The organism is Granulicella paludicola (assembly GCF_025685545.1).
GTDB lineage: Bacteria > Acidobacteriota > Terriglobia > Terriglobales > Acidobacteriaceae > Granulicella > Granulicella paludicola.
The window spans coordinates 460,254-482,576 of sequence record NZ_JAGSYC010000024.1 but is presented as its reverse complement, the minus strand read 5'-3'; the positions used below and the strand labels follow the sequence as shown (position 1 = coordinate 482,576).

Sequence of the window (22,323 nt, the reverse complement as noted above, 5' to 3'; positions counted from 1 at the left end):
CAAGGTGCATGAGATCGCCATTGCTGAGAGCATCGTACAAATCGCTGAAGAGAAGGCGCGTAGTCAGAATGCGCGATCCGTTCGAGTGGTCAAACTTCGCCTTGGGACATTCACGACGATTGTTGCAGAAGCACTCCAGTTCGCGTTTGAGATTGCACAACAGGGAACGTCATGCAGCGAGGCTCAGCTCGAGATTGAGATAGTGCCAATGATTGTCCGTTGCGTTGTCTGTGAAGAGTCTAGCGAGCCTGTCCGTGGTATCTGCCTGATCTGCGGGCAGTGTGGCTTTCCTCTACAGATTGTTTCAGGCGAAGAGTTACAGATCGACTACATCGAAGTGGACTAAAGAAAGAGGGACAACCATGGAGCCAGTCATCGAGCGGATCTCAGTCAAAACAAATGTTCTGAACGCTAATCAACAGACTGCCCTCGCAAATCGTGAGCTCTTCCACAAAGAGGGTCTGCTCGTGATGAATTTGATGTCGGCGCCCGGTGCGGGTAAAACAACATTGCTTGAAGCGACGATCTGTGCGCTGCAAGGGAAGCTTCGAGTAGCCGTTATTGAAGGTGATTTACAAACCGATCTGGACGCTCAACGAATCGAAGCTTTAGGCGTTCGGGCCTTTCAGATCACAACTGGGACTGTGTGCCATCTTGACGCCCGCATGATCTCTCGTGCGCTCGAGTCTTTCCCGATCAGTGACCTTGACCTCTTAGTCATCGAGAATGTCGGCAATCTTATCTGCCCAAGCTCCTTCGATTTGGGTGAAAGCCTGCGCGTCGTAGTCTGTAGTGTGGCCGAAGGTCCGGAGAAACCGAAGAAATATCCAGTAATGTTCAATAAAGCAGATCTAGTGCTTATTAATAAGGTTGACCTCGCCGAGCCATCCGGCGCTGACCTGCAGGAGCTTATGAACAATGTCGCGGAGGTCAGTCCCAATGCCACCATCCTGGCCTTATCCGCGAGAACGGGCGAGGGTATGCCCCCCTGGATCAATTGGCTTCAGTATGCGGTTGATAGCCACGCGTCATCCAGCCGCATGCTGAACGTGAGCCTCTAAGTGATCACCTCTCCGGCGCAGAAAAGTGAGCGCCTTCGGATCGCTCTTCATGGCGCAGTCCAAGGCGCAGGTTTTCGTCCGACTGTTTATCGTCTTGCTGAAAAGATGCGGCTAACGGGATGGGTTAGAAATACGAATGCCGGCCTGGAGATCGAAATCGAAGGTGACGGAGAACGGCTCACGGAATTTCTTCTCCAACTGGAAACTTCTGCGCCGACAGCAGTGATGATCACGATGCAAGAGGTGTTCCGGGTTGCGCCCACCGGAAGTGTTGGCTTCGAGATTCTTCCGAGTACCGAGCAGACAACCTCAGGAAGGCCCAAAGTCGCTGCGATCCTCCCAGATCTTGCAACCTGCTCGTCGTGTCTGAACGAAATCTTCGACCAACAAAATCGCCGGTTTGCTTACCCCTTCACGAACTGCACGCAATGCGGTCCGCGCTACACAATTGCCCTAGACATACCCTATGACCGTCCAAACACCACGATGCAGAACTTTGCTATGTGTCAGTCGTGTCAGCGCGAATATGATTCGATAAACGACCGCCGATTTCACGCGCAACCAAATGCTTGTGGCAATTGCGGACCACAGCTCTGGTTGTGCCCTCCCGGATCTAAACCTGCCAACATACTCGCAGAGGTCGCCAACGCGCTCCAGCGAGGATGCATTGTTGCAATTAAGGGTATCGGAGGTTTTCAGTTGTTGGTGGACGCGCTCAGTCCGTCAGCGGTTAGCCGTCTGCGCGCTCGCAAGCAGAGAGAGCATAAATCGTTTGCTTTGCTGATGCCCACAATGGAATGTGTTCGCCGTTACTGCGAGGCGAGCGACGAAGAAGAGAGCGTCCTTCGATCCTCAGCTGCCCCTATCGTTCTTCTTCAGCCGACAACCGCAGCTGGGCTTGCGCCTGGAATCGCTCCTTTCTCTTCGAGTCTCGGTGTGATGCTGCCGAGTTCGCCCCTTCACCACCTTATGATGGCGGCCCACCCCTTTCCTCTTGTCGCCACAAGTGGAAACCTCACGGGTGAACCGATCGCTATCGAGAATGATGAAGCACTCGAACGTCTGAAAAATATTGCTGACGTCTTCGTTCTTCACGATCGACCGATTGCACGCCCCTGCGACGACTCTGTGGTCCGGCTAGTGAGCGGACCACAGATCCTTCGACGAGCCCGCGGTTACGCCCCCCTGCCTATCCAGGTGTCGCACGAGTTGCGTCCCGTCTTAGCTGTCGGCGGTCACCTGAAAAACACTATAGCCATCGGATTCGGACGCCAGGTCTGGCTCAGTCAACATATAGGCGATCTTGATTCACCGGAGACGAGGGACGCCTTTGAGAAGACGATCGAGGATATGTGCAAGCTCTATCGCTTTAAGCCTGAAGTAATTGTCAGTGATCTGCACCCGGACTATGCTTCTACCCTTTGGGCTCAAACGTATGCAGCAGTCAATAGTGTTTCTCTAGTGAAGGTTCAGCATCATCACGCTCACGTCACTTCGTGCGCTGCTGAGAACGGTGTAACCGAGCCCTACCTTGGAGTGGCATGGGATGGCGCAGGCCTGGGACTTGATGGAACGATCTGGGGGGGCGAGTTTCTGATTGCAGATCAAGGCTGCCTGGTGAGGATCGCCTCACTTCAGCCTTTCGCATTGCCCGGAGGGGAGGCCGCCATGCACGATTGTTCACGGTCGGCTGCGGGGCTTCTCTGGACGACGTACGGCGCGGGGAACGCTCGGAAGCAAATCAAGCCAGAGTTCGCAGCGATGCTAGAACATGAAATCAATGCTCCCCAGACTTCAAGCGTTGGCAGACTCTTCGATGGGGTGGCTTATCTAACCGGGGTTGGGCGACAGAACTTCTTCGAAGGGCTGGCCGCTATGCGTCTTGAGAGCTCCATAGGTCAGATACAAACGGACGATGCCTATGTAATCGCCGAAGGAGGCGGTATCGGTGAGTGGATGTCACTGGTGAAAGACATCCAGAAGGACACTGGTTCAGGTGTACATCCTGGTGTCATCTCTGCAAAATTTCACAATGCTCTTGCCAATTGGATTGTTGCTGTCGCAAGCACTACGAAGATTCGCAATGTCGTGCTCAGTGGAGGCGTCTTTCAGAATGCTTATCTTTTGCGTAGGTCCCGGCGACTGCTTGAGGATCGTGGATTCGAAGTCTTTTCTCACCGGCAGGCCCCCACAAACGATGGCGGTTTAGCGCTCGGCCAAGCTGTTCTCGCGGGCAAGATCCACTAAGGAGGAACTCATGTGCTTAGCTGTGCCTGGAAAAATCATCACGATTGTCGTCGACAAGCACTTGGGACTGCGTCGAGGGAAGGTCGATTTCGGAGGTATTCGCAAGGAGATTTGTCTTGACTACACTCCAGATGCACGCGTCGGCGAGTACGTGATGGTCCACGTCGGGTTTGCGTTGTCCATAGTGAATGAAGAAGAGGCTCAACGTGTCTTCGACGCTTTGCGAGATCTCGACATGCTCGAGGACCTAGAAGCAGAGGTCGGACAAACTCAATGAAATTCCTCGATGAATATAGGCAGTACGACTCCGTCCAGCGCATGGCTCTGGAGATCCGCCGCAAAACTACGCGGCCCTGGACGATCATGGAGGTGTGTGGTGGCCAAACATACACCATCGTGAAGAGCGGCCTGCAAGAACTCCTCCCGCCACTCGTCTCTCTAGTCCACGGACCCGGCTGTCCTGTCTGTGTGACACCGATTGCAATGATCGATCGAGCTGTCGCAACGGCACTATTGCCCCTAGTCATTCTATGTTCCTTCGGCGACATGCTTCGCGTACCCGGTTCCACACAAAGTTTGTTGGACGCAAAATCCTTGGGCGCTGACGTGCGTATTGTGTATTCCCCTCTGGATGCATTGCAAATAGCTCGTGCCAATCCTACTCGAGAGACTGTGTTCTTCGCCGTGGGCTTTGAGACGACAGCGCCAGCCAATGCCATGGCCGTCTGGCAGGCTGCCAAAGAGAACCTCGCGAATTTCTCCATGCTTGTGTCGCATGTGCTCGTGCCGCCGGCAATGAAGGCGGTCCTTGCGTCACCAGACTGCCAGGTGCAAGCGTTCCTGGCGGCCGGCCACGCCTGCATGGTGACGGGGTACGAAGAATATGTCGACATCGCTCAGAGATATCGAATACCCATCGTTGTAACGGGGTTCGAGCCGCTCGATCTTCTCGAAGGAGTACTGATGCTGATCTCGCAGCTCGAGGAAGGTCTTACGATTGTTGAGAACCAGTACACGCGTGCTGTTCAAAAAGTTGGCAATCTTCAGGCCCAGGCGCGTGTCTCGGAGGTATTTGAAATAACACATCGTGCCTGGCGTGGCATCGGGGAGATTCCTGACAGTGGTTTGCGACTACGGGACCAATACCGCAGCATGGATGCTGAATTTAAATTCGGCATTCAGCTGGCAGACGCTAAAGAGTCGACGGAGTGCATAGCTGGCCTCGTGCTGCAGGGACTGCGCAAACCTTATGACTGTCCTGCGTTCGCCTCAAGCTGTACGCCAGACCGCCCCCTTGGAGCACCTATGGTTTCGTCAGAAGGTGCATGCGCTGCCTATTTTCACTTTGGAAGAAGGAAAGAAGATGTCCATTCTCTCGTGTCCCTTGCCTCAAAGAACCAGTGAACGGATCCTGCTGGGCCACGGTGGAGGCGGCAGGCTTACCAATCAGTTGATCGAAGATATTTTCCTTCCCGCATTTGCGAGCACCGCGCGACATGCGCATCATGATGGAGCGCTACTCAATGTCGGAGGTGGCCGCCTTGCCATGACGACTGACACTTACGTCGTCCATCCGCTCATCTTTCCGGGCGGGACGATCGGAGACCTAGCGGTCAACGGCACGGTCAACGATCTCGCGATGTGTGGTGCGCAGCCGATTGCCCTTAGTGCTGGCTTTGTCCTGGAAGAAGGACTTCCAATGGAGACGCTTGTTTGCGTGGTTAACTCCATGCGAGACGCAGCCTTGGTTGCCCATGTCCCTATCGTGACTGGCGATACCAAAGTCGTGGACAATGGAAAGGGCGACGGAATCTTTATCAACACAACGGGCATAGGCAGGGTGATTGCTCCGAACGTAATCGGTCCGGAGTCTGTCCGTGCGGGCGATGTGGTCATAATCAGTGGCAATCTCGGGGATCACGGAATCGCGATCCTGTCCGTGCGTGCAGGGCTGGAGTTCGAGGGTCCCGTGAGCAGCGACACTGCTTCCCTCTGGCCATCTGTAGAAGCTCTACTGGAAGCCGGGATTGAGATTCACTGCATGCGCGATCTAACGCGAGGTGGCCTATCTTCTGCTTTGAACGAGATCGCCACCGTAGCGGGCCTCCGAATCACGGTCGAGGAAGCTCTCATCCCTGTTTCAGATATCGTCCGCGGAGCCTGCGAACTTCTGGGTTTGGATCCGCTATATGTTGCGAACGAGGGCCGCTTTGCAATCTTCGTCGCAGAAGCGGATGCCGAACGGGCAATCACCGTTTTACGTGGTCAAAGTGTATCGAACGGGGCGGTAAACGTTGGGGCTGTCCACGAGCACCGGTCTGGAATCGTCACGGTACGCAGTCGCATCGGAGGCAATCGAGTACTCGATATGATGTCTGGAGAGCAGCTTCCGAGAATCTGCTGAAGCCTAGGTTAGAACTCGTAGTGGATCGTCAGTGTCAATACGTTCGCGTGCATATTTCTGGGCGCGGTCAAGCCTGAGGACGGCTCTTTCAATCCCGTCGGCCCCAGCAGCACTGAAGATCCGCAAGGTAGGACAACTGAAGTCAAAGAAGTTGAGCTGCTGCAGAAAGGAGCTCCCGAAGGGCCACCTTCGCCATAGCCAAAGTAGTCGTAGTTTGCCTTCCATATAAGGCCAGGGTGTAACGTCCACGCCACGTTGAAATAAGGAGATTGATATGCCGACTGCAGAGAACCGTTGACCTGCTGCGCGTTGGCAAAAAACTGATTCCCGCTCACCGCGCTGATACGATATCCCGCGGACGTCCGAATTTTCTTGTTCGGTGAAAAATCGAAGCCCACCGAGGCATACTGCGTAGGCGCATCCATGAAGTCTCGGGTTGGTCCCCAGTCTGACAGCACCGTAGTCGATCCCCGTGAAAAGACACCCGGACAGAGATTGGGAGATCCGCTGCTGGTCGTTGACGCAGTTCCGGGAAGCGTAGAGGTAGCGCCGTTCAGGTAGCAGACGTTCGTCGATATATAAATGTCCGAGTAGTCGTAGTTCACATCGAACCCGTAGTGCTCGTTCGGTGCCACGATTACACCGACGCCGACATTACGAGTATGGTCAACATGCTGCAGCGGCCCGTCGATCGGGGTTACGCCGGTATTGAAGGTATTGTTATGGCGTTCGAGATCGTTGAGTGCGCCCGATAACGTCGCCCATGGCCTAAGTTTGTAGAGTGTATGAATTCTGTAGTGTTTCGTCTGCCTTGGGCCGATAGGCGTCAGAGCGTTATCGTCGTAGAGCATCTCCGCTGTGCCATTGATCCTCCATTGAGTGGTCGGATGAAGTGCCACATTGAAGATTCCCCCATTTTCATGAATCGTGACAAGGACACTGGAAGCGCCTGTTCCTGCGGTTTGCACGATGCTGTGCGTCCTGTAACGATACGTGAAGGTCAACGATGTCTTCGGCGATGCGTCCCAGGTTACGGTTGCATTGTTGGTTAGAAACCTCTGGCCAAAGTAACCATAGAGTGGCACGCCAGCAGGATTGCCTTCGATGCTGTAGGCCGTTCCCGCCGCGAGTGGGCCCACATAGCTAATTGTTTCGTTGCCGGGAGTGGTAGGAGCATTGTGAGTCACTCCCGTTGTAATATTTGCGCTGCCGGGCTGACGAACGTTGGAGAAATCGAGCTGGTCCGAAACTGAAATCGTTTTCGAGCTCTGCCACGTAACACCCAGATCAGAGCTCACTACGCGCCGCTGCACCTTCGCGTTTCCGGTCAGGCTGTAATTCCGGATGGCTCCATCGAGCCCCTGGAAGGCCTCATAGTAATTGGCGAGGCTGCTGTTTGCCCTTGTGTATCGCAGGTCGCCATTGACAGCCAGACCTCTCATTCTAGAACTTTGAAAGCGCAGCATCTCTGTGGGATAAATAGCCCGGGTTGGTTGCGCGCGCAGGTAATTTGTAGTGACGTTGCAGGCGGGATTGACGATCGGTCGGCCACCAGCGGTCTGGGGAGCAGAAAAAATTGTGTAATTGGTAGCGTTGGTATACGCGCTGCCCATGCTCGAAGTGTTGCATGAAGCGATGGAATACGGTGCAGCCGTCGCATCCCAGTTGCCCGTCGCGGCGGGCGTACCATCTGCCTCCTGAACATTCAATTGGCCCGGTGCAAGCGTGAAATAGGAATCTGCCTTGTAGTGGTCTATCTGTTCTTCGAACGTGATGCTGGTCAGGGCCAGCGGCTTCCACGTCATCGAGGCTAAGAAATCGTCGCTGCTGTTACGTTGATACTCACGAAGCAGCTGATCGGAGGCACCTATCAAATAACCAGGACTCAAACTGGGCCCCTGAAAGATGTTCTGCGAGTAGCCCGCGCGGAAAGAGATATTGGAGAGCGGCAGGAGAGTCAGCGAAGTGTCTGTCATCCTACGCACGGTGTTGAACATCACAGGCGATTGCGTGAGCTGTTGATGAGACAGCGACGCTGCTGTCGGCTGGCCTGCAACCATGCCGTACGGGGTAGAGATACCCAGCGGGATACTGGGATTGCCTAAAAGGTCGTAGTCAAAGTACTGCCGGTCGCGACGGAAGGTTCCTGTGAACTCGTAAAGCTTACCCTTAAAGAAAGAGAGTCTCGCAAAATTGATGGGGTCCCCACCAAAGCCGTTACCAAAGGCCGACAGAGAATCCAGGAGGAGAGGTTTCGCGTCTGGGAGCGCGTGCATCGTATACGTTTGGCCCAGGACGCGAGGACCCGAATGCAGATTGACCAGAGTGTCATACATCGCGCCGCTACCGGAAACTCCAACGATACGACCACCTATATCGGCCGTCTGCCGAATTACATAGCGGCTCATCTGTTCCTGCCCTGAAGTCGCTGGCGGTTCGGCTACGGGTGCCTCTGGCAGAGCAGACGATGCAGGTGCATCAGGCACAGCGGAAGTTACAGTGATGGCAGTCCCCTGCGCGACGATCCTTCCTGCAGTCAGCAGCAGTGCTCCAATCAGAATGACGCGCACAATCCTGCTGGCTTCGGAGAGGAAAGTCTGGTTGTTGTGCCACCGGGTGATGCAGCTGAACGTCGTCATCTCAAGCCTCGTCTGCCATGAAGCAATGTCTATTCTGCGCACCAAGCTGTTCCTCGGAGCGACCCGGTCGTACGATTCGACCGTCATCGGATGAATGCAGGATTGACGTTTGAGCCGTGAATCATTGTGTGGCAGCTGATGCACTGCTGGACTTCCGCTGACCCGGCACCCATCCCGTGAACAGTGCCCATCGCAACCGGGCTATGGCACTGGTTACAAAGCTGGTTGATATTCGGAACGTTCAGCAATCGCGCGTTCTGCGAACCATGCGGTGAATGGCAGCCGACACAGCCTTCAGACTTCACCGCTGCATGTTCGAAGACAAAGGGTCCACGCGTCTCCGTATGGCACTTTGTGCAGATCATGTTCTGGTCAGCAGTCGAGCGCAGTTGATTGTTGCCAAATGTCCCGTGAGGATCGTGACAGTCGGAACACTTCACCAGCCCCTCGTTGACTTTGTGATGGAACGGCTGACTGAAAGCAGGCTTGATATCACTGTGGCAGCTGAAACAGAGCTGTGGCTGCGGGGCCTTGAGCAGGTTTGGATTCTGCCCGGGCATTTCGGCTGAAGCTGCGGCCCAATGCAACGGGTCCCCAGTGGTTGCATCCGGCTTCATCACGCTGAACAAGCGGCTGGCCAACCGTGACTTCTTGTCAGGCGCGGCAGCAGATAGAACGATAGCCGACGGAATCGCCGCAGCGGCCACGCCGTGAATGCTATGGCAACTAGTACACCCAACACCGGCCTTGCCATGGTCCGAACGTAGAAAGTTCGGATGAGCACCTGCATGGCAACCGAGACAAGTCTTGTCGATCTGGTTTGCCGACATCTTGCTTAGCTGCAGAATCTTGGTTGGATCTCCACCGGATGCAACGTGGGCTTGCCCAGGCCCGTGGCAACTCTCGCAGGTGACGCCTTTGCCGCCATGCATTAGCGCCAATTCAGAATGCGGATTCGAAGAGAATTTTTTGGCGATGTCCGCATGGCACAAAGCACAAGTCTCGGAGCCGGCAAACGCTGAGGAGGTTTCGGTCGCAGCAGGCTGGCTCACACCTGCCGAAGCCTGGGGCGCGGCAGTCGCCATTCCCGGCCAACCCAAACAGCAAAGCGATGTGCACAGCACAAGCACCAGAAGCGGACGCCGCATCTATTCTCCTCAAGAGCTATACAGACCAACACATTCGGCCAGTCAGCGCCTTTAGAACGCTAACTAAGAGCTACGTGGTAAGGACGCCTTCAGCGAGTATGGGCGAGAGTGAAAGATGAGGCTGTGTCGTATTGCTCTCTCACGAGAAGGCTCTTTGAACTTGTCTACCGGAATACGAAGGCGCGCGCGATGAATTGGGACCGTTCTGCCGATAAGACTGGACGCGCAATGTGCAGGTGGATGAGAGCTACAGATGCGGAGTCGACCAGTACCAAACGCCAGTGAGATCAACTCGCTCGACGCTTCCCACGGTCGACACGCGCGGGACATAGGGAGTGTCCTTTCTTAGATTCTCAATTACTCAGTCAGTGTGTACATGTCGGTCTTATGAAACTTGCCATCTACGCATGGGCTCCCGGTTCCAGGCTGCCCCCGCTCACGCTTACGCGGTCCCACCTCGGCGATGATTGGTGAGCCGAGGCCTGTGAATATGCCGAGATCGCACGGGTTGAGGTGGATGCACTCTACGCCTCGAAGAGCAAACGTCGGCGCTCCCTTGACGTCAGGAAACTTTCAGGTAAAGCTCCACGACTTCATCACACAAGCTTTCCTGTGTTGGCACAAGGACCTCGGCTTCCGTGGGTTGTCAGGCGGCAAAGGTTGAAGAGGAAAGCAAGAGGTTCCGGTAGTTGAGCTGCTGCAAAATAAAGTGGCTCGGATCGTAGAGCAAATTGCATCGCGGGTGTTCATCGACCAGCCAAAAACCACTCAAAAGTGGCGCCTTCGTGCAGGTCTTCGCCTGGATGAACTTCGTAGCAGAGATCAACATCATTCCGATCAAAGACGTCGAGGATGGGCCGCCAGCGCTTCGCCAGCTCAGCAAACGCAGTCTCCACGAGCCCGGCAGGACGTTGCGGCCGGGGATACATGTAAGGCCACGCCAGTGCGCCAGAAAAACTTGGCATGCACCTTTAGTCTGAGGTTTTTGGACTCCTTCGCCGCAAACCCAAGCTGCTCTAATGCCATGCCTGGCGTGCCACTGGAGTTCCCTGCACGACCTTAGGCGCAAACATAAAATAGGGCATCGTAAGCCGGATGCACGGCGACCGTCTTCATCGCTACACTCGTCAACAACTCAGAATGGTGGACGCGGGACTCGAGGGGCAGTTGCGCAGGTACTCCATTTCAGCCCTTCAAAGGCGTCTCCCACCTACCCGTTGCTGCTGAAGCGAAGATGGCTTCGATGACAGCCATATTCCGAATTCCGTCTTCCAATGTGACAGGCACCTCGGTGTTTTCAATGATCGATCGCGAAAATGCATCGCCTTGCAACGTGTACTGATCGCAGAGGGGAAAGGTCTCTGTCGCTGCGCCCGTACAGAAGATATCCCTCCCGTCGTCGACAAAGATTCGTGTTGGCCGATCAGGTGGTGCGTTGAAGGGTATCTCAATTTCAATACGTCCCTTCGTGCCAAAGAACTGCACCCGCTGATAAGGCACCACTTGGGTGCTACAGGTGAAGATAGACTGTCCGCCGGGAAATTCCAGAATGGACGATGTGAGTCGATCCGTATGCATCTGTCGATCACGCTCCATACATGCAACGACACGGGTCGGTTCCTGTTCGAAGGCGTAACGAGAAGCGTGGATCAGATAGCAGCCGATATCCATGAGGCCGCCACCTCCGCAGTCCAACTGATTGCGAATGTTAGCAGGATCGATATTGAAGTAGCTGAAGAATCCCATGATGCTGCGAAGCTCCCCAATGCGGCCTTGCGCCAGAAGTTCCCTCACCCGAAGCCATTGTGGGTGGCTCCGGATCATGAAAGCCTCGCCGATCTTTACGCCGGTGCGATCTTGCACTTCCAATAGCGATCGTGCTTCCGCGACGCTGAGGCTTAGTGGCTTTTCGCAAAGAACATGCTTCCCGGCCTCCGCCGCCCTGATGGTCCACGGCATATGAAGTTGGTTAGGAAGAGGGTTGTAAATGACATCGATCTCTGGGTCGGCGATCAGCTCCTCATACGATCCGTAAGCGCTACGAATACTTAGAGAATCAGCGGCTTCCCGAGCTCTGCCGAAGTCGCGCGAGCCGATGGCAGTCACGGAACAGAACTGACATAGCTGCATGGCGGGAATCACCTTCTTGATCCCGATGGCAGCCGTACTGAGAACTCCCCAACGAAGCTTTTTGCTCATGAAGGCATAATACTGCGGGCGCTGGAGGGATGAGGCTCGATGCCAACACGTCGAGCGACATCCCAGTTCAAGCGGGTGACGCAGCGTCGGATTCGAAGTTTAAGCAGCTGATTCGAGATGCGGTCTAAAACGGCAGGCTGCGTGTCGATGACCGCGTGGTTCCTGCACGTTTGCTCGTTGAACGGGGCCACCCGTCCCTGGCTCAGACAAACGAGGACATCGATAACGATGCTCCGTTACCCTACTCCAACGTGTCATCTCTCGTACGACACCGGTATCGAGATTCGTGAGTTCTCTTTCCTGCTAAAGAGACAGCCAAGCTCAAATCACCGCGAATTATGGCTTGGTGTAGGTCGTAGAGGATTAAGTTACCGGCAAGAAAACGGTAGAGCGTGAGGGACGCGATGGGCTGAACCCTGACCCTACGCCTCATATCGCCAAAGTGCTCCCCGATTAAGGATTGGATACTATCCTTATGTAGCTGACATCGCGTCTGCCATTGGGAAGGATCAGAAACCCGTGAATCCACTCCGAGCTTGTGCTTTGACAGGACTCATTTCCGCATTTGCGGTTTTCGGTGCTGTGTACTTTCACGCTCCGTTTTCTTCCCTCCTTGTTGCCTCGATGATCACAAGCTACTTTGCTGGTAGAAAAGCCGGGTTGTTCGTCATTGCTCTATCGGCCCTAGCGTTCTACCTTCTCTTTTTAGAGCCAGGAAAAGGACCCGCTATAACGGCGATTGCAGTTGGCAGACCTGCTTTCTTTATAGGAGCTATGATCTGCTTTACCGAGCTGATCCACGCCAGGAGACGTTCAGAACGTTCCAAGATGCAGTCTGAGGTCGAGTTTCAGGCCTTGGTAGCTACATGCCCTGATTGCATCCTCATCCTGGATGCACAGCAAATCATCCGGTTCTCAAATCCAGCTGTCGCAAGACTATTTGGCTACTCGATAGAGGAGGTCATCGGCAAGCCTGCATCGCTTCTCCTTCCTGAGGCCTCCTCCGGTCAACTGCTGTCCGGTGAACTCCTGGGCATCCATAAGAGAGGACAGCCAATCTACGTCGAGTCCAGTTGCGGTCGGTTTTCTGATAAGACTACTGTCTCCCTGCGAGATATCAGTGACCGTAAACGCACCCAAGCACAACTGGAAGCAAGTGCGGCCAACTTGCGCCTTACGCTCGACACGATTCCAGGCCTTGTTTACAGTCGCCCACCAGACGGAGAACTCGACTACGCGAATCGCCATTTAATGGGATTTTTTGGTTATACGCTAGAGGGTGTTCGAAACGGTGTATGGAGGGACGGCCTTCACCCCGACGAAAGAGAATCGGTACTCGAGAAGATGACGTTGGGCTCAGCCCTTGGCAAGCCATACTCATTTGAATGCCGACACCGGTTGGACGACGGCACCTATGGATGGATTCATTCTGCGGTGGAACCTCTCATCGGTCCAGACGGACAGGTCATCCGTTGGTATGGACTCATAACGGACATCGATGATCGGAAGAAAGTGGAACAGTCCCTGCGCGAGACGCAGACCAAATTAACAGTAGCCTCCCGAATTGCGGTGGCCTCCGAATTGACAGCTTCGATCGTCCATGAGATCAGTCAACCAATCGCGGCCATGGTTGCAAACGGCCAGTCCTGCCTCCGCTGGCTAGGGACTGACCCACCCAACCATGACAATGCGAAAGCGGCCGTTGCGAGGATCGTCCGAGACGGTAGGGACGCGAGCGAAATCATCAAGGGACTTCGAAATCTCTTTAAGCGGGCCGAAACACAGAAATCATCGGTCAAACTTCGGGCGATCGTAGACGAGGTTTTCATGCTTCTCCAGCCCAGAACGCAAAGGGAAGGTGTCCACATAGAGCTGCACATCGCATCTGACCTCCCGCCGTTATCTGGTGATCCAATCCAACTGCAGCAAGTCCTGCTAAACCTCGTGTCGAATGCGATGGATGCGATGCGCCTAATTACAGGGCGACCGAAGATCCTCGTGATGCGCGCTTATCAACTCCCCGACAACTCTGTTCTAACAGAGATCGAAGACTCCGGGACTGGAGTCCTTGACCACGAGAAGATCTTTGAAGCCTTCTTCACAACGAAAGAGAGCGGGATGGGAATGGGCCTTTCCGTCTGCAAGACCATCGTCACGGCGCATGGAGGCCGTCTATGGGCGTACCCGGCGCATCCATTCGGAACTGTCTTCTCGTTTACAATTCCGACTGAAACAACGGCAACTGAAAACCCCGAACAGTAACATCCCCGCCTCCGTTGTTCGCGCAGTCCAACCTCGAGAGTTCTTCAATGATGTGCACAGTATTTCTGTACGGCAGCATCAACGATCTCAAGAAGTTCTTCTCCATCGAACGGCTTGTATAAGAGTGCGACGGCACCCAATTCCATAGCGCGTCTGCGGGCTTCATCATCTTTGTGCGCTGTAATAAAGACAACTGGCAGTCTCGGAACTTTCTCACACGCGAGGCTTTGCAGCTCCCACCCATCCATACCGGGCATCCGTACGTCAGTGATCAGACAACAGGACACTTCGAGACCGCTCGTATTCATGAAATCTTCTGCTGAACAGAAGAGCTTTGTCTCGAACCCTGCTGATGCGAGCAAATCACTGACCGATTCACGGATTCTGGCATCATCATCAACGACTGCTATGACACACGGCTCGGCTTGATTAACCACTACGATTCCTCCCACGCACAAGATGATCGTAGCCCGGTCAGGAGCCGTTGCCAATTATCGGATTGTATAGATTGAAATCGCCTAGAGGCCGGGGATAGCTGCGATTCGATTCTGAGATGTGCCTACGGCAAACAGTGGGAGACACTTCGATATGCCAGTTGGCATTTGTATGGCCCATATGCCAAAGTTGACGGACGAACTTCTCGGGAAGTGAATGGTTCCGTTTCTCGCACATTTGATAGTTCTGGCTCTTAGCTCGCGCAAGTTGAGGAAAGGTGATCTTCGATGCAAGCTCTTCGACCAACGGTCTACATCCTCGATGATGACTACCGAATTCGTGAAGCTCTTTCAGACCTGCTCCACGCAAGCGGTTACACGACGGTTACCTTTGAAAGCGCCCAGAAATACCTCGCCCATGAGAAGGCAAATGTGATGTCTTGTCTCATCCTTGATATGGACATGCCTGGGATGACAGGCTTGGAACTACAGCGCGAGATCTCCGGCACGAACTCGCCGCCCATCATCTTTCTTACCGGGCATGGAGACGTACCATCGTCAGTAAAGGCTATGAAAGCTGGGGCTTCAGAGTTTTTGCTAAAGCCGTTCGATGAAGCTGAACTCTTACGAGCTGTTGAAGCTGCTCTCAAGTTTGATAGTGCAGACCGAGCCAAGCGCATCGAACTGGAAGAGTTGAAGAAGCGTTATGAACTTCTATCCCCTCGCGAACGCGAAGTTCTTCCTTTTGTGGTGTCCGGGCTATTGAATAAGCAGACGGCCGGCGAACTCGGGAAGAGTGAGATCACCATTCGCGTGCAGCGAGGCCAGATCATGAAGAAAATGGCCGCCGAATCTCTTGCCGATCTCGTAAAGATGGCCACGAAGCTCGGTATTCAATAGCAATTTATAGACATGTGATGTGCCGAGGACCATCACACTTTACTCGAATCGAATCTTCGCCATCATGCCCTTATCTTCATGTTTAAGGAGGTGGCAATGGAATACCGAGATTCCGCGGATGATTGGGTCAGTAAAGTCCATGATGAGGTCTAGAGACTGACCCGGTTCTAAATTAACCGTGTCCATCCACTTCGGGTCACGGATGGAAACACCACCCTTTCCGTAGACAAGAAAGTGCACCTGGTGGATGTGGAAAGGGTGAATTTCGTGGGTTCGGTTCACCACCTGCCAGCGTACATAACTACCCGTTTTCACGGTCACCATCGGATCATCTGTGGGCTTGTACTTCTTGCCATTGATGTAAAACCCCTTCTTATCCTCGGTGAAGTTGACGACAAAGGCCGCATCACGCTTCTTCAATTTCTGAATTGTGCGAGAAGGCAGAGGCTCAAAAATAGCTTCTTGAAAATCGGCAACGCTCGTCTGTCTGCGCGTCCGAATCTCCTGGTGCCTAGTGGGATCAAGGTCCGCGATCACCATCGCCGGGTTTGGATCACCGTCTGCACCAGTATCGACGCAAAGGCTACGTAGAGATGACTGTGTGCCTAACTCAGGACCCATCACGATCGCCTCCAATCGCCCTCCCGGCGCCAGCAGAACATGCTGAACAGACTCAGTGGCGTGACCCGGATTGTGGTAAGCAAGAGGCATTCCGTCCAGCGCTACCATGATCATTTTCTCTGAGTCGATCGTCAGATCCGCATATAGATCGGGAGATGCGTTGACGATGCGCCAAAACTGCTTCTCCCTGGGCGCAATCGAGATCCTTGGTCGCACTACTCCATTGACAGTGAATATTCTGCCCACCCGTCCGACTGCTTCTCCACAGGGAGACTTCGAGATCGCTACGGCCGTTTTGAGGAGCCTCGAAGCCTCATCATCCTGGTCGACCTCCGCGTCGCGTAGGACCAAGATGCGTTCGGTGAGTCCGCGAAGTTCGGGCACATAACGCTCTATCCCCTCGACGACGATGGCACCTGACATGCCATCTAGATCCTGTTGGTAGCTCTCGCCGTGAGGGTGAGTGTGATACCAGTAGAGTCCAGACGGTTGATTCAGGGGTATATCGACTGTATAACGAAGTGATTCGCCAGGCATCGCCATCATCGATATGACGTCATCTTGCGGAGAATCGGGAGATACATGCAATCCATGAAAATGAAGATTGGTCATGTTCATGCACGGACCGTCCACGCAAACTTCGCTTGATGAGACCTTCATCCGGTTCAGGTACGTGATCTGAAGTTTTTGACCCGGTGATACGCGAATAACTGGAGGGACTTCACGGCCTTCAAAGGAGAAGGCCCCGCGCCCTGAAACTTCATCATTCACGGCGCTCAATACGAATGGTATCCGCACAGTAGGCACTTCGGGCAAGGGGTTGCTCATTTGGGGCATAACCACTTGAGCCGATGAATTTGCGATACCGAGCCCTAGAGCAAACACAACAATTACCGATATTTGCAGGACATTTCTGGAGGGGTACATCTTTATCGTGTTCTTCGCACCAGTTGAATGGCACAAACGCATATGAACCATTTCTTTGCGTGTAGATAGCATCTTGATCACAACTCCACGGACCTGCATCGCTTGGCGCAGGCGGCACTGAGAACGACTCTGATGGTAGCGTGAGGATCGGGAGCAGACAATTATCTCTTTGTATAAATGGCCCTATGCTGCCCTGAAGTGCCCACCACGCCAGTACGGCAAGCGAAGCTTCATTGACATCCGAACGAGGTCAGCCAAGGACTCGGCCTTCATCTTTCGCAAAGCAAGTGCACCGCACATTCAGACCGTATGGATACACACTTTACACCCGCAAGTGACCTGAAGACCTATAGATAACAGCAGGTTTTTCTCTGTAGTTTCTGAGGTTTTTGGCCGCACATCTGCCGGCTAGACTCCAAACAAGCCTTTGCCGCAGCAGGCGTCACCTCCCCCTCTCAGAGTGACGTGGCCATGTGTTTTCAAATCAGGTTCTACGCTTCACCGCGAAAGGATAGTGTCATGGCCAATCGTCCCCCTCTTCCACCCTTCACGCTCGCTACCGCTGTCGAGAAAGTTCGCTTAGCAGAAGACGGCTGGAATAGCCGTGATCCGGAAAAGGTCTCCCTTGCTTACTCGGTAAATTCACGTTGGCGCAATCGGGCCGAGTTCGCGAATGGACGTCAAGAGATCGTCGCGTTGCTTACGCGGAAGTGGAACCGTGAATTGGACTACCGACTCGTGAAGGAGATCTGGGCGTTTCTAGACAACAGGATTGCCGTCCGATTTTCCTACGAGTATCACGATGACTCGGGCAATTGGTTCCGCGCATACGGCAACGAGAATTGGGAGTTTGACGCGGAAGGGCTGATGCATACAAGGCACGCAAGCATCAACGAGCTCCGGATTACCGAGGTTGAACGAAAGCTTCATTGGCCGCTCGGACGACGTCCCGATGAATACCCAGGATTGACCGACTTGGGTTTGTGACAACGTGGCTAAAGCATTCGTGTCGCTTGTCAAGAGTTCCAGGAGTTCATTTCTCAATGGAACCTATGCTTTGAGTGTGTGGAGTATTAAAAGCCAGAACAGGTTAGACGGATTGCAATGACGAACGAGCTAGACCAACCACCAATTCCATAGCCGGTGCTAAAACCGCTCGCACGAGCTGCATTTTCCTCCTCGTCACGATCAATTCCAATACCAACAGCTATGAGACTGTGCGTTCGTTCTGTGGTGACCTCGCCGGTTTGATTGGTGCGGTAGAGGCCCGAGATAGGGATGCTGGGCTGATCTGTGTCGCAGAATTCGGTTCGGATGCATGGAATCCACTTTTCGGGAGTAATCGACCAGCCGAGCTGCACCGCTTCCGGGAGTCCATTCAGGCAACCGCCATGCAGTCGCGACTCCAGGCGATGTGCTGTTCCACATCCGTGCCGGACGGCTGGCTATGTGCTTCGAGTTGGCCACGCAGATCGTGGAGCGTATCAGAGACTTCATTGCAATCACTGATGAGGTTCAATGCCTTCGATGCTTCGAAGACCGGGACCTCAACGGTTTCGTCGATGTGACAGAGAATCCTAGAGGTGCAGCCGCTCTTGAGACAGCGCTCGTTGGCGCGGAGGACACAGCCTTCGCCGGCGACAGCTAGCTCCCTCCATGAGAACGAGTGTCCGCGATGATCTATACAAAGTGATAATTGCGCCCGCGTTTAGCGATCTCTATGGTTCTCGTTAGCAAGAGAGCACTGGCCGATCATGGTCGATTCATCATCGTCCTGTGCACATCTTCACGTCATCAAGGAGAAAGACAATGCAGGCATTCAAGTACGTTCGCAGGGCTTTTGTGGCATGTGCCGCCCTGCTCGCAGTCACTATCGGTGCCGTGAAGGCAACGGCACAAGCCCCGTCTCCATCAGGGGTCAAGACAGTGCTCCTCGTTCATGGTGCGTGGGCTGACGGCTCGAGCTGGGCGAAGGTGATTCCATTGTTGGAGGCGAAGGGCCTGCATGTTGTTTCGGTGCAGATTCCTCTGACGTCCTTCGCGGACGATGTAGCCGCAACGCAGCGCGCTGTCGATCTCGAGAACGGACCACTCTTACTGGTTGGACACTCGTACGGCGGAGCCGTGATCACCGAAGCCGGGAATGATCCGAAGGTCACTGGACTGGTTTATGTGTCAGCTGTTGCTCCGGATAAAGGGGAGTCCACTCTCGGCCTCATCATGAGTGTGCCAACGCCCATCGGCGCGGAGCTGCGCCCTGACAAGAGTGGCTTCCTCAAACTGACGCCAAAGGGTATCTCCGAGGACTTTGCGCAGGATCTCTCCGCTAAAGAGATAGCGGTTTTGACCGCAACCCAGGTGCCCGCCAATATCGCTGCGATGAAGGGTGAAGTGACGAATCCCGCCTGGAAATCGAAGCCGTCGTGGTACATCGTGGGCGCAAATGATCGGGCGATTTCACCCGTCCTCGAAGCTTCGTTGGCAAAGAAAATAGGCGCTACAACGATCACCGTTCCATCCAGCCACGTGATCATGCTTTCCAAGCCGAAAGAGGTAGCGGACGTGATCATCGGAGCGGCATCCAAGGTCAATTCGAAATAGCGGGGCATACATCATCTTCCACTCCAGGTATTCGTAGCCGTCGAAGAAGCCGATGCGGACCTGTTGTAAGCACCAAGCAGCTCTTCTAAATGGCCTTGTGCCCTCAACCCGGCGATTCACCGAGTCGCCAATATAAGGAGAATTATATGTCCGTCTTGATTGCAGCTTTTGTGTTGGGTGTTGTATGTGGACTTCGTTCCATGGTTGGTCTTGCCGCCGCAAGTTGGGCGGCTAGGGGGCAGCAAGTTCCGCTTGAGGGAACATGGCTCGCTTTCCTTGGATTTCGCTTCACCCCCTATATAACGAGCTTGTTCGCAGTCGGGGAAATCGTAAACGATAAGCTACCAAAGACTCCCAGCCGCCTCGTTCCGCCTCAATTCGCCGGTCGTGTCGTGATGGGTGCGCTCACAGGTTCCGCGATCGGTCTTTCGCAACAACACTTCGTCATCGGGGCACTATCCGGAATCATCGGTAGCGTAGTTGGAACGCTTGGTGGATCCAAGGCGAGAGCTTTTGCTGCAAAACTCTTCGGTCGCGACTTGCCCGCAGCTCTGCTCGAAGACGTTATAGCAATCGTTCTGGCCGTTGCTGTCATTGTCACGCTCGGATAGGGAGACTCCTCGCTCGTGTCACTTCATCCCACGAGAGAGACCACCGTGCTCTCTCACTAATCGCCAATGTTCATGAAAGAACACCAACTGAAAGGATCACTCGCATGTTCACTTCCTCTTGGCTCAAGAAATCATTTTTCATCATTAGCTCGCTCACCATTGCCCTTACAGGCTGCACGTCCCAGCAAGGGGTTCAGACTGTGCATGCTGCAGGCCCAACCGGCGTCCAAAATGTCTTGCTCGTGCATGGAGCATGGGCCGATGGATCCTGTTGGAACCAGGTTATTACCAACCTCGTCGCCGACGGGTATAACGTAACCGCTGTGCAACTCCCGCTCACCTCTCTAGCCGACGATGTGGCAGTCGTTCAGCGAGCTCTGGCCCGGGAAAACGGTAAAGTCATCCTTGTGGGTCACTCATATGGAGGTATGGTAATCACTCAGGCAGGCATCGACCCAAAAGTCGCCGGCCTGGTCTATGTATCCGCATACGCGCCTGCAGTGGGTGAATCAGCATTGTCCTTGAACAATACCGTTTCACCCACTCCCATCGATGGGGATCTTCAAGCGGACGCTTCTGGGTTCCTCACGCTTACAAATGCTGGTGTCGTTGCAGACTTTGCACAAGACCTGCCGGCCGCGGAACAAACGACGATTGCGGCGACGCAGGGACCCATCTCCGCAGCAAACGCCTTCAGCGCGCCCGTAACGCAGGTTGCGTGGAATAACGTTCCTTCCTGGTACATCGTTGCGAGCAACGATAGAGCAATCTCTCCCGCGCTCGAAGCGACAATGGCAAAACGAATGAACGCTACAACTCTCACCCTGCAGTCAGGTCATCTGTCCATGCTCAGCCATCCCACCGACGTCACCACGTTTATAGAGGGGGCTGCCGCTTCACTCAAGCCGTAGGGATTGGATTTGAGATTGTCGTACTTGCTCACTGCTCAGAGATTTCAAGAAGTGGTCAGAAGAGCACCCAGCCATTTTCGCTGGCAGATAGCCCTGGCAGATGTTTTGAAGCGTTTTTACCAGTCTGAATAACCACGGAAGTCTTCCTTTGTGGGGGCGTTGCTACCGCATCTAGCCGGGTGCGCAGGCCCCGGTCTTCATGCGTAGTGGCCGACCCGAGAACTGTCAGAACGGTTATCGGCCGCTGCGGATCCTAGCTCGCTCTCGATACATTAGGGGGCCGAGCCTAAAGGGAAATACACAGCACAATTTTCCCTTCTTCCCACTAGGACACGGATCATAATCCCGAAATTAGAGAGGCTTTAGAATGAAAAACTTCTTTAGATTCATTGCGCCCGCGACCACATTCATGGTCGTCCTCGTAAGCGCTCCGCCGCATTTGAACTCTCAGGTCGCGGAGCATCGTGTTCACAATATCGTCCTGGTCCATGGTGCATGGGCCGATGGTTCTGGGTGGAAGGGCGTATACGACATACTTACCAAGGATGGGTACAAGGTAAGCATTGTTCAGGAACCAGAAACGTCCTTCAAAGATGACGTGGCAGCGACCAGACGCATGCTTGCACTCCAGGACGGGCCGACTATTCTCGTCGGCCACAGCTATGGCGGCGCTGTCATCACAGAGGCAGGTACAGAACCCTCCGTTGCGGGCTTGGTATATGTCGCTGCGCACATGCCGGATGCCGGCGAAGATGAGGCCGACGATGGCAAACGCTTCCCAAGTGACTTGAGCAAGTCAACGGCGATCAAGAGAACTCCGGACGGCTTCACCTATCTTGACCCCGCACAGTTTCGTGAATACTTTGCTGCGGATTTATCCAGTCAACAAGCTGACCTCATGGCGCGGTCGCAGGTCTTCAACTTCGCTGACAACTTCAAGGCTGTTATCACCACTGCTGCATGGCGCACGAAACCTAGCTGGATGATCGTCTCAGCCAAAGATAGGACTATCAATCCGGATCTTGAAAGATGGTATGCAGCGCGGGCAAAGAGCCACACCACAGAGATTGCAGGTGCGAGCCACTGTGTTTACGTTTCCCACCCTAAAGACGTCGCCAATGTCATCGAAGAAGCTGCGACTCACGCCCAACAGCCTTAGGGCTCGGGTGTTCTACCCCTCGTGTACTCGTTCGACGCGCCATCCCCAGCAATTTGCGCCGGAGCTGACTTTGTTAACTGCAAAAAACAGGGGACGACATGTCGCCGACCTCTGTCATTCCTTCATTGAAGCTCGACACTGAAGTATCCTTAACAACACGCAACCCCGTTCGACCTTTTCAGTCGTCGCTGATGAATCG

The 22,323-nt window shown here is 54.2% G+C and carries 19 protein-coding genes and 1 pseudogene; 14 read left to right on the top strand and 6 right to left on the bottom strand.

Annotated elements, in window-relative coordinates:
* Nucleotides 1–4: 4 nt before the first annotated feature.
* From OHL14_RS11290 to hypE, 6 genes are read left to right on the top strand one after another with little or no spacing between them, the layout of a single operon-like run.
* Nucleotides 5–346, top strand: coding sequence for a hydrogenase maturation nickel metallochaperone HypA/HybF (locus tag OHL14_RS11290; RefSeq protein WP_263379446.1), 342 nt, complete (start codon nucleotides 5–7; stop codon nucleotides 344–346).
* Nucleotides 347–362: 16 nt separating this feature from the next.
* Nucleotides 363–1,061 (top strand): hydrogenase nickel incorporation protein HypB, encoded by a 699-nt coding sequence (hypB, locus tag OHL14_RS11285; protein ID WP_263379445.1) that lies wholly within the window; start codon nucleotides 363–365, stop codon nucleotides 1,059–1,061.
* Nucleotides 1,062–3,308, top strand: coding sequence for a carbamoyltransferase HypF (gene hypF, locus OHL14_RS11280; protein ID WP_263379444.1), 2,247 nt, complete (start codon nucleotides 1,062–1,064; stop codon nucleotides 3,306–3,308).
* A 10-nt stretch (nucleotides 3,309–3,318) separates the two neighbouring features.
* Nucleotides 3,319–3,585 carry a HypC/HybG/HupF family hydrogenase formation chaperone gene (locus OHL14_RS11275; RefSeq protein ID WP_263379443.1) on the top strand — a complete coding sequence of 89 codons (267 nt, stop codon included), beginning with the start codon at nucleotides 3,319–3,321 and terminating at the stop codon, nucleotides 3,583–3,585.
* Nucleotides 3,582–4,712 carry a hydrogenase formation protein HypD gene (gene hypD / locus OHL14_RS11270; protein ID WP_263379442.1) on the top strand — a complete coding sequence of 377 codons (1,131 nt, stop codon included), beginning with the start codon at nucleotides 3,582–3,584 and terminating at the stop codon, nucleotides 4,710–4,712. Before OHL14_RS11275 ends, hypD begins: the two co-directional genes overlap by 4 nt.
* Nucleotides 4,672–5,712 (top strand): hydrogenase expression/formation protein HypE, encoded by a 1,041-nt coding sequence (gene hypE, locus OHL14_RS11265; protein WP_263379441.1) that lies wholly within the window; start codon nucleotides 4,672–4,674, stop codon nucleotides 5,710–5,712. Before hypD ends, hypE begins: the two co-directional genes overlap by 41 nt.
* An 8-nt stretch (nucleotides 5,713–5,720) precedes the next feature.
* On the opposite strand, the gene OHL14_RS11260 is transcribed toward hypE, so the two are convergent.
* From OHL14_RS11260 to OHL14_RS11245, 4 genes are all read right to left on the bottom strand, one after another.
* Complete coding sequence (locus OHL14_RS11260) at nucleotides 5,721–8,393, bottom strand: hypothetical protein (RefSeq protein ID WP_263379440.1); 2,673 nt, start codon at nucleotides 8,391–8,393, stop codon at nucleotides 5,721–5,723.
* Nucleotides 8,394–8,434: 41 nt separating this feature from the next.
* Nucleotides 8,435–9,499: a DmsE family decaheme c-type cytochrome gene (locus tag OHL14_RS11255; RefSeq protein ID WP_263379439.1), complete on the bottom strand. Its 1,065-nt coding sequence runs from the start codon at nucleotides 9,497–9,499 to the stop codon at nucleotides 8,435–8,437.
* A 746-nt stretch (nucleotides 9,500–10,245) separates the two neighbouring features.
* Nucleotides 10,246–10,464: a sugar phosphate isomerase/epimerase gene (locus OHL14_RS11250; protein WP_263379438.1), complete on the bottom strand. Its 219-nt coding sequence runs from the start codon at nucleotides 10,462–10,464 to the stop codon at nucleotides 10,246–10,248.
* Between the two features lie 220 nt (nucleotides 10,465–10,684).
* A complete protein-coding gene (locus OHL14_RS11245) occupies nucleotides 10,685–11,698 on the bottom strand; it encodes a Gfo/Idh/MocA family protein (RefSeq protein WP_263379437.1) in 1,014 nt (337 codons plus the stop codon).
* 519 nt (nucleotides 11,699–12,217) lie between these two features.
* Between OHL14_RS11245 and OHL14_RS11240 the strand changes: the two genes are divergently transcribed.
* Nucleotides 12,218–13,960, top strand: a complete 1,743-nt coding sequence (locus tag OHL14_RS11240; RefSeq protein WP_263379436.1) for a PAS domain S-box protein — start codon at nucleotides 12,218–12,220, stop codon at nucleotides 13,958–13,960.
* A 44-nt stretch (nucleotides 13,961–14,004) separates the two neighbouring features.
* Here the strand turns inward: OHL14_RS11240 and OHL14_RS11235 are convergent, their stop codons facing one another.
* Nucleotides 14,005–14,451: a response regulator transcription factor gene (locus OHL14_RS11235; RefSeq protein WP_263379435.1), complete on the bottom strand. Its 447-nt coding sequence runs from the start codon at nucleotides 14,449–14,451 to the stop codon at nucleotides 14,005–14,007.
* A gap of 231 nt (nucleotides 14,452–14,682) precedes the next feature.
* Between OHL14_RS11235 and OHL14_RS11230 the strand changes: the two genes are divergently transcribed.
* Nucleotides 14,683–15,294 (top strand): response regulator transcription factor, encoded by a 612-nt coding sequence (locus OHL14_RS11230; RefSeq protein WP_263379434.1) that lies wholly within the window; start codon nucleotides 14,683–14,685, stop codon nucleotides 15,292–15,294.
* 39 nt (nucleotides 15,295–15,333) lie between these two features.
* On the opposite strand, the gene OHL14_RS11225 is transcribed toward OHL14_RS11230, so the two are convergent.
* The gene (locus OHL14_RS11225) at nucleotides 15,334–16,686 is read right to left on the bottom strand and encodes a multicopper oxidase family protein (protein WP_263379572.1); all 1,353 of its coding nucleotides are present in this window, start codon (nucleotides 16,684–16,686) and stop codon (nucleotides 15,334–15,336) included.
* A 675-nt stretch (nucleotides 16,687–17,361) separates the two neighbouring features.
* On the opposite strand from OHL14_RS11225, the gene OHL14_RS11220 reads away from it, so the two are divergent.
* From OHL14_RS11220 to OHL14_RS11195, 6 genes and pseudogenes are all read left to right on the top strand, one after another.
* A complete protein-coding gene (locus OHL14_RS11220; RefSeq protein ID WP_263379433.1) occupies nucleotides 17,362–17,829 on the top strand; it encodes a nuclear transport factor 2 family protein in 468 nt (155 codons plus the stop codon).
* A 230-nt stretch (nucleotides 17,830–18,059) separates the two neighbouring features.
* Nucleotides 18,060–18,490 (top strand): annotated as a pseudogene (locus OHL14_RS20235) (Dyp-type peroxidase domain-containing protein).
* 161 nt (nucleotides 18,491–18,651) lie between these two features.
* Nucleotides 18,652–19,443: an alpha/beta fold hydrolase gene (locus tag OHL14_RS11210; protein WP_263379431.1), complete on the top strand. Its 792-nt coding sequence runs from the start codon at nucleotides 18,652–18,654 to the stop codon at nucleotides 19,441–19,443.
* 146 nt (nucleotides 19,444–19,589) lie between these two features.
* The gene (locus OHL14_RS11205) at nucleotides 19,590–20,054 is read left to right on the top strand and encodes a DUF4126 domain-containing protein (protein WP_263379430.1); all 465 of its coding nucleotides are present in this window, start codon (nucleotides 19,590–19,592) and stop codon (nucleotides 20,052–20,054) included.
* 104 nt (nucleotides 20,055–20,158) lie between these two features.
* Nucleotides 20,159–20,965 (top strand): alpha/beta fold hydrolase, encoded by an 807-nt coding sequence (locus tag OHL14_RS11200; protein ID WP_263379429.1) that lies wholly within the window; start codon nucleotides 20,159–20,161, stop codon nucleotides 20,963–20,965.
* 367 nt (nucleotides 20,966–21,332) lie between these two features.
* Nucleotides 21,333–22,124 carry an alpha/beta fold hydrolase gene (locus OHL14_RS11195; RefSeq protein ID WP_263379428.1) on the top strand — a complete coding sequence of 264 codons (792 nt, stop codon included), beginning with the start codon at nucleotides 21,333–21,335 and terminating at the stop codon, nucleotides 22,122–22,124.
* Nucleotides 22,125–22,323 lie beyond the last annotated feature (199 nt).

Bases quoted from the DNA above. Each gene is read 5' to 3' on its own strand.
- hypB (WP_263379445.1), top strand. From the start codon at position 363: ATGGAGCCAGTCATCGAGCGGATCTCAGTCAAAACAAATGTTCTGAAC.
- OHL14_RS11275 (WP_263379443.1), top strand. From the start codon at position 3,319: ATGTGCTTAGCTGTGCCTGGAAAAATCATCACGATTGTCGTCGACAAG.
- hypD (WP_263379442.1), top strand. From the start codon at position 3,582: ATGAAATTCCTCGATGAATATAGGCAGTACGACTCCGTCCAGCGCATG.
- hypE (WP_263379441.1), top strand. From the start codon at position 4,672: ATGTCCATTCTCTCGTGTCCCTTGCCTCAAAGAACCAGTGAACGGATC.
- OHL14_RS11255 (WP_263379439.1), bottom strand. From the start codon at position 9,499: ATGCGGCGTCCGCTTCTGGTGCTTGTGCTGTGCACATCGCTTTGCTGT.
- OHL14_RS11250 (WP_263379438.1), bottom strand. From the start codon at position 10,464: ATGCCAAGTTTTTCTGGCGCACTGGCGTGGCCTTACATGTATCCCCGG.
- OHL14_RS11245 (WP_263379437.1), bottom strand. From the start codon at position 11,698: ATGAGCAAAAAGCTTCGTTGGGGAGTTCTCAGTACGGCTGCCATCGGG.
- OHL14_RS11230 (WP_263379434.1), top strand. From the start codon at position 14,683: ATGCAAGCTCTTCGACCAACGGTCTACATCCTCGATGATGACTACCGA.
- OHL14_RS11220 (WP_263379433.1), top strand. From the start codon at position 17,362: ATGGCCAATCGTCCCCCTCTTCCACCCTTCACGCTCGCTACCGCTGTC.
- OHL14_RS11210 (WP_263379431.1), top strand. From the start codon at position 18,652: ATGCAGGCATTCAAGTACGTTCGCAGGGCTTTTGTGGCATGTGCCGCC.
- OHL14_RS11205 (WP_263379430.1), top strand. From the start codon at position 19,590: ATGTCCGTCTTGATTGCAGCTTTTGTGTTGGGTGTTGTATGTGGACTT.
- OHL14_RS11200 (WP_263379429.1), top strand. From the start codon at position 20,159: ATGTTCACTTCCTCTTGGCTCAAGAAATCATTTTTCATCATTAGCTCG.
- OHL14_RS11195 (WP_263379428.1), top strand. From the start codon at position 21,333: ATGAAAAACTTCTTTAGATTCATTGCGCCCGCGACCACATTCATGGTC.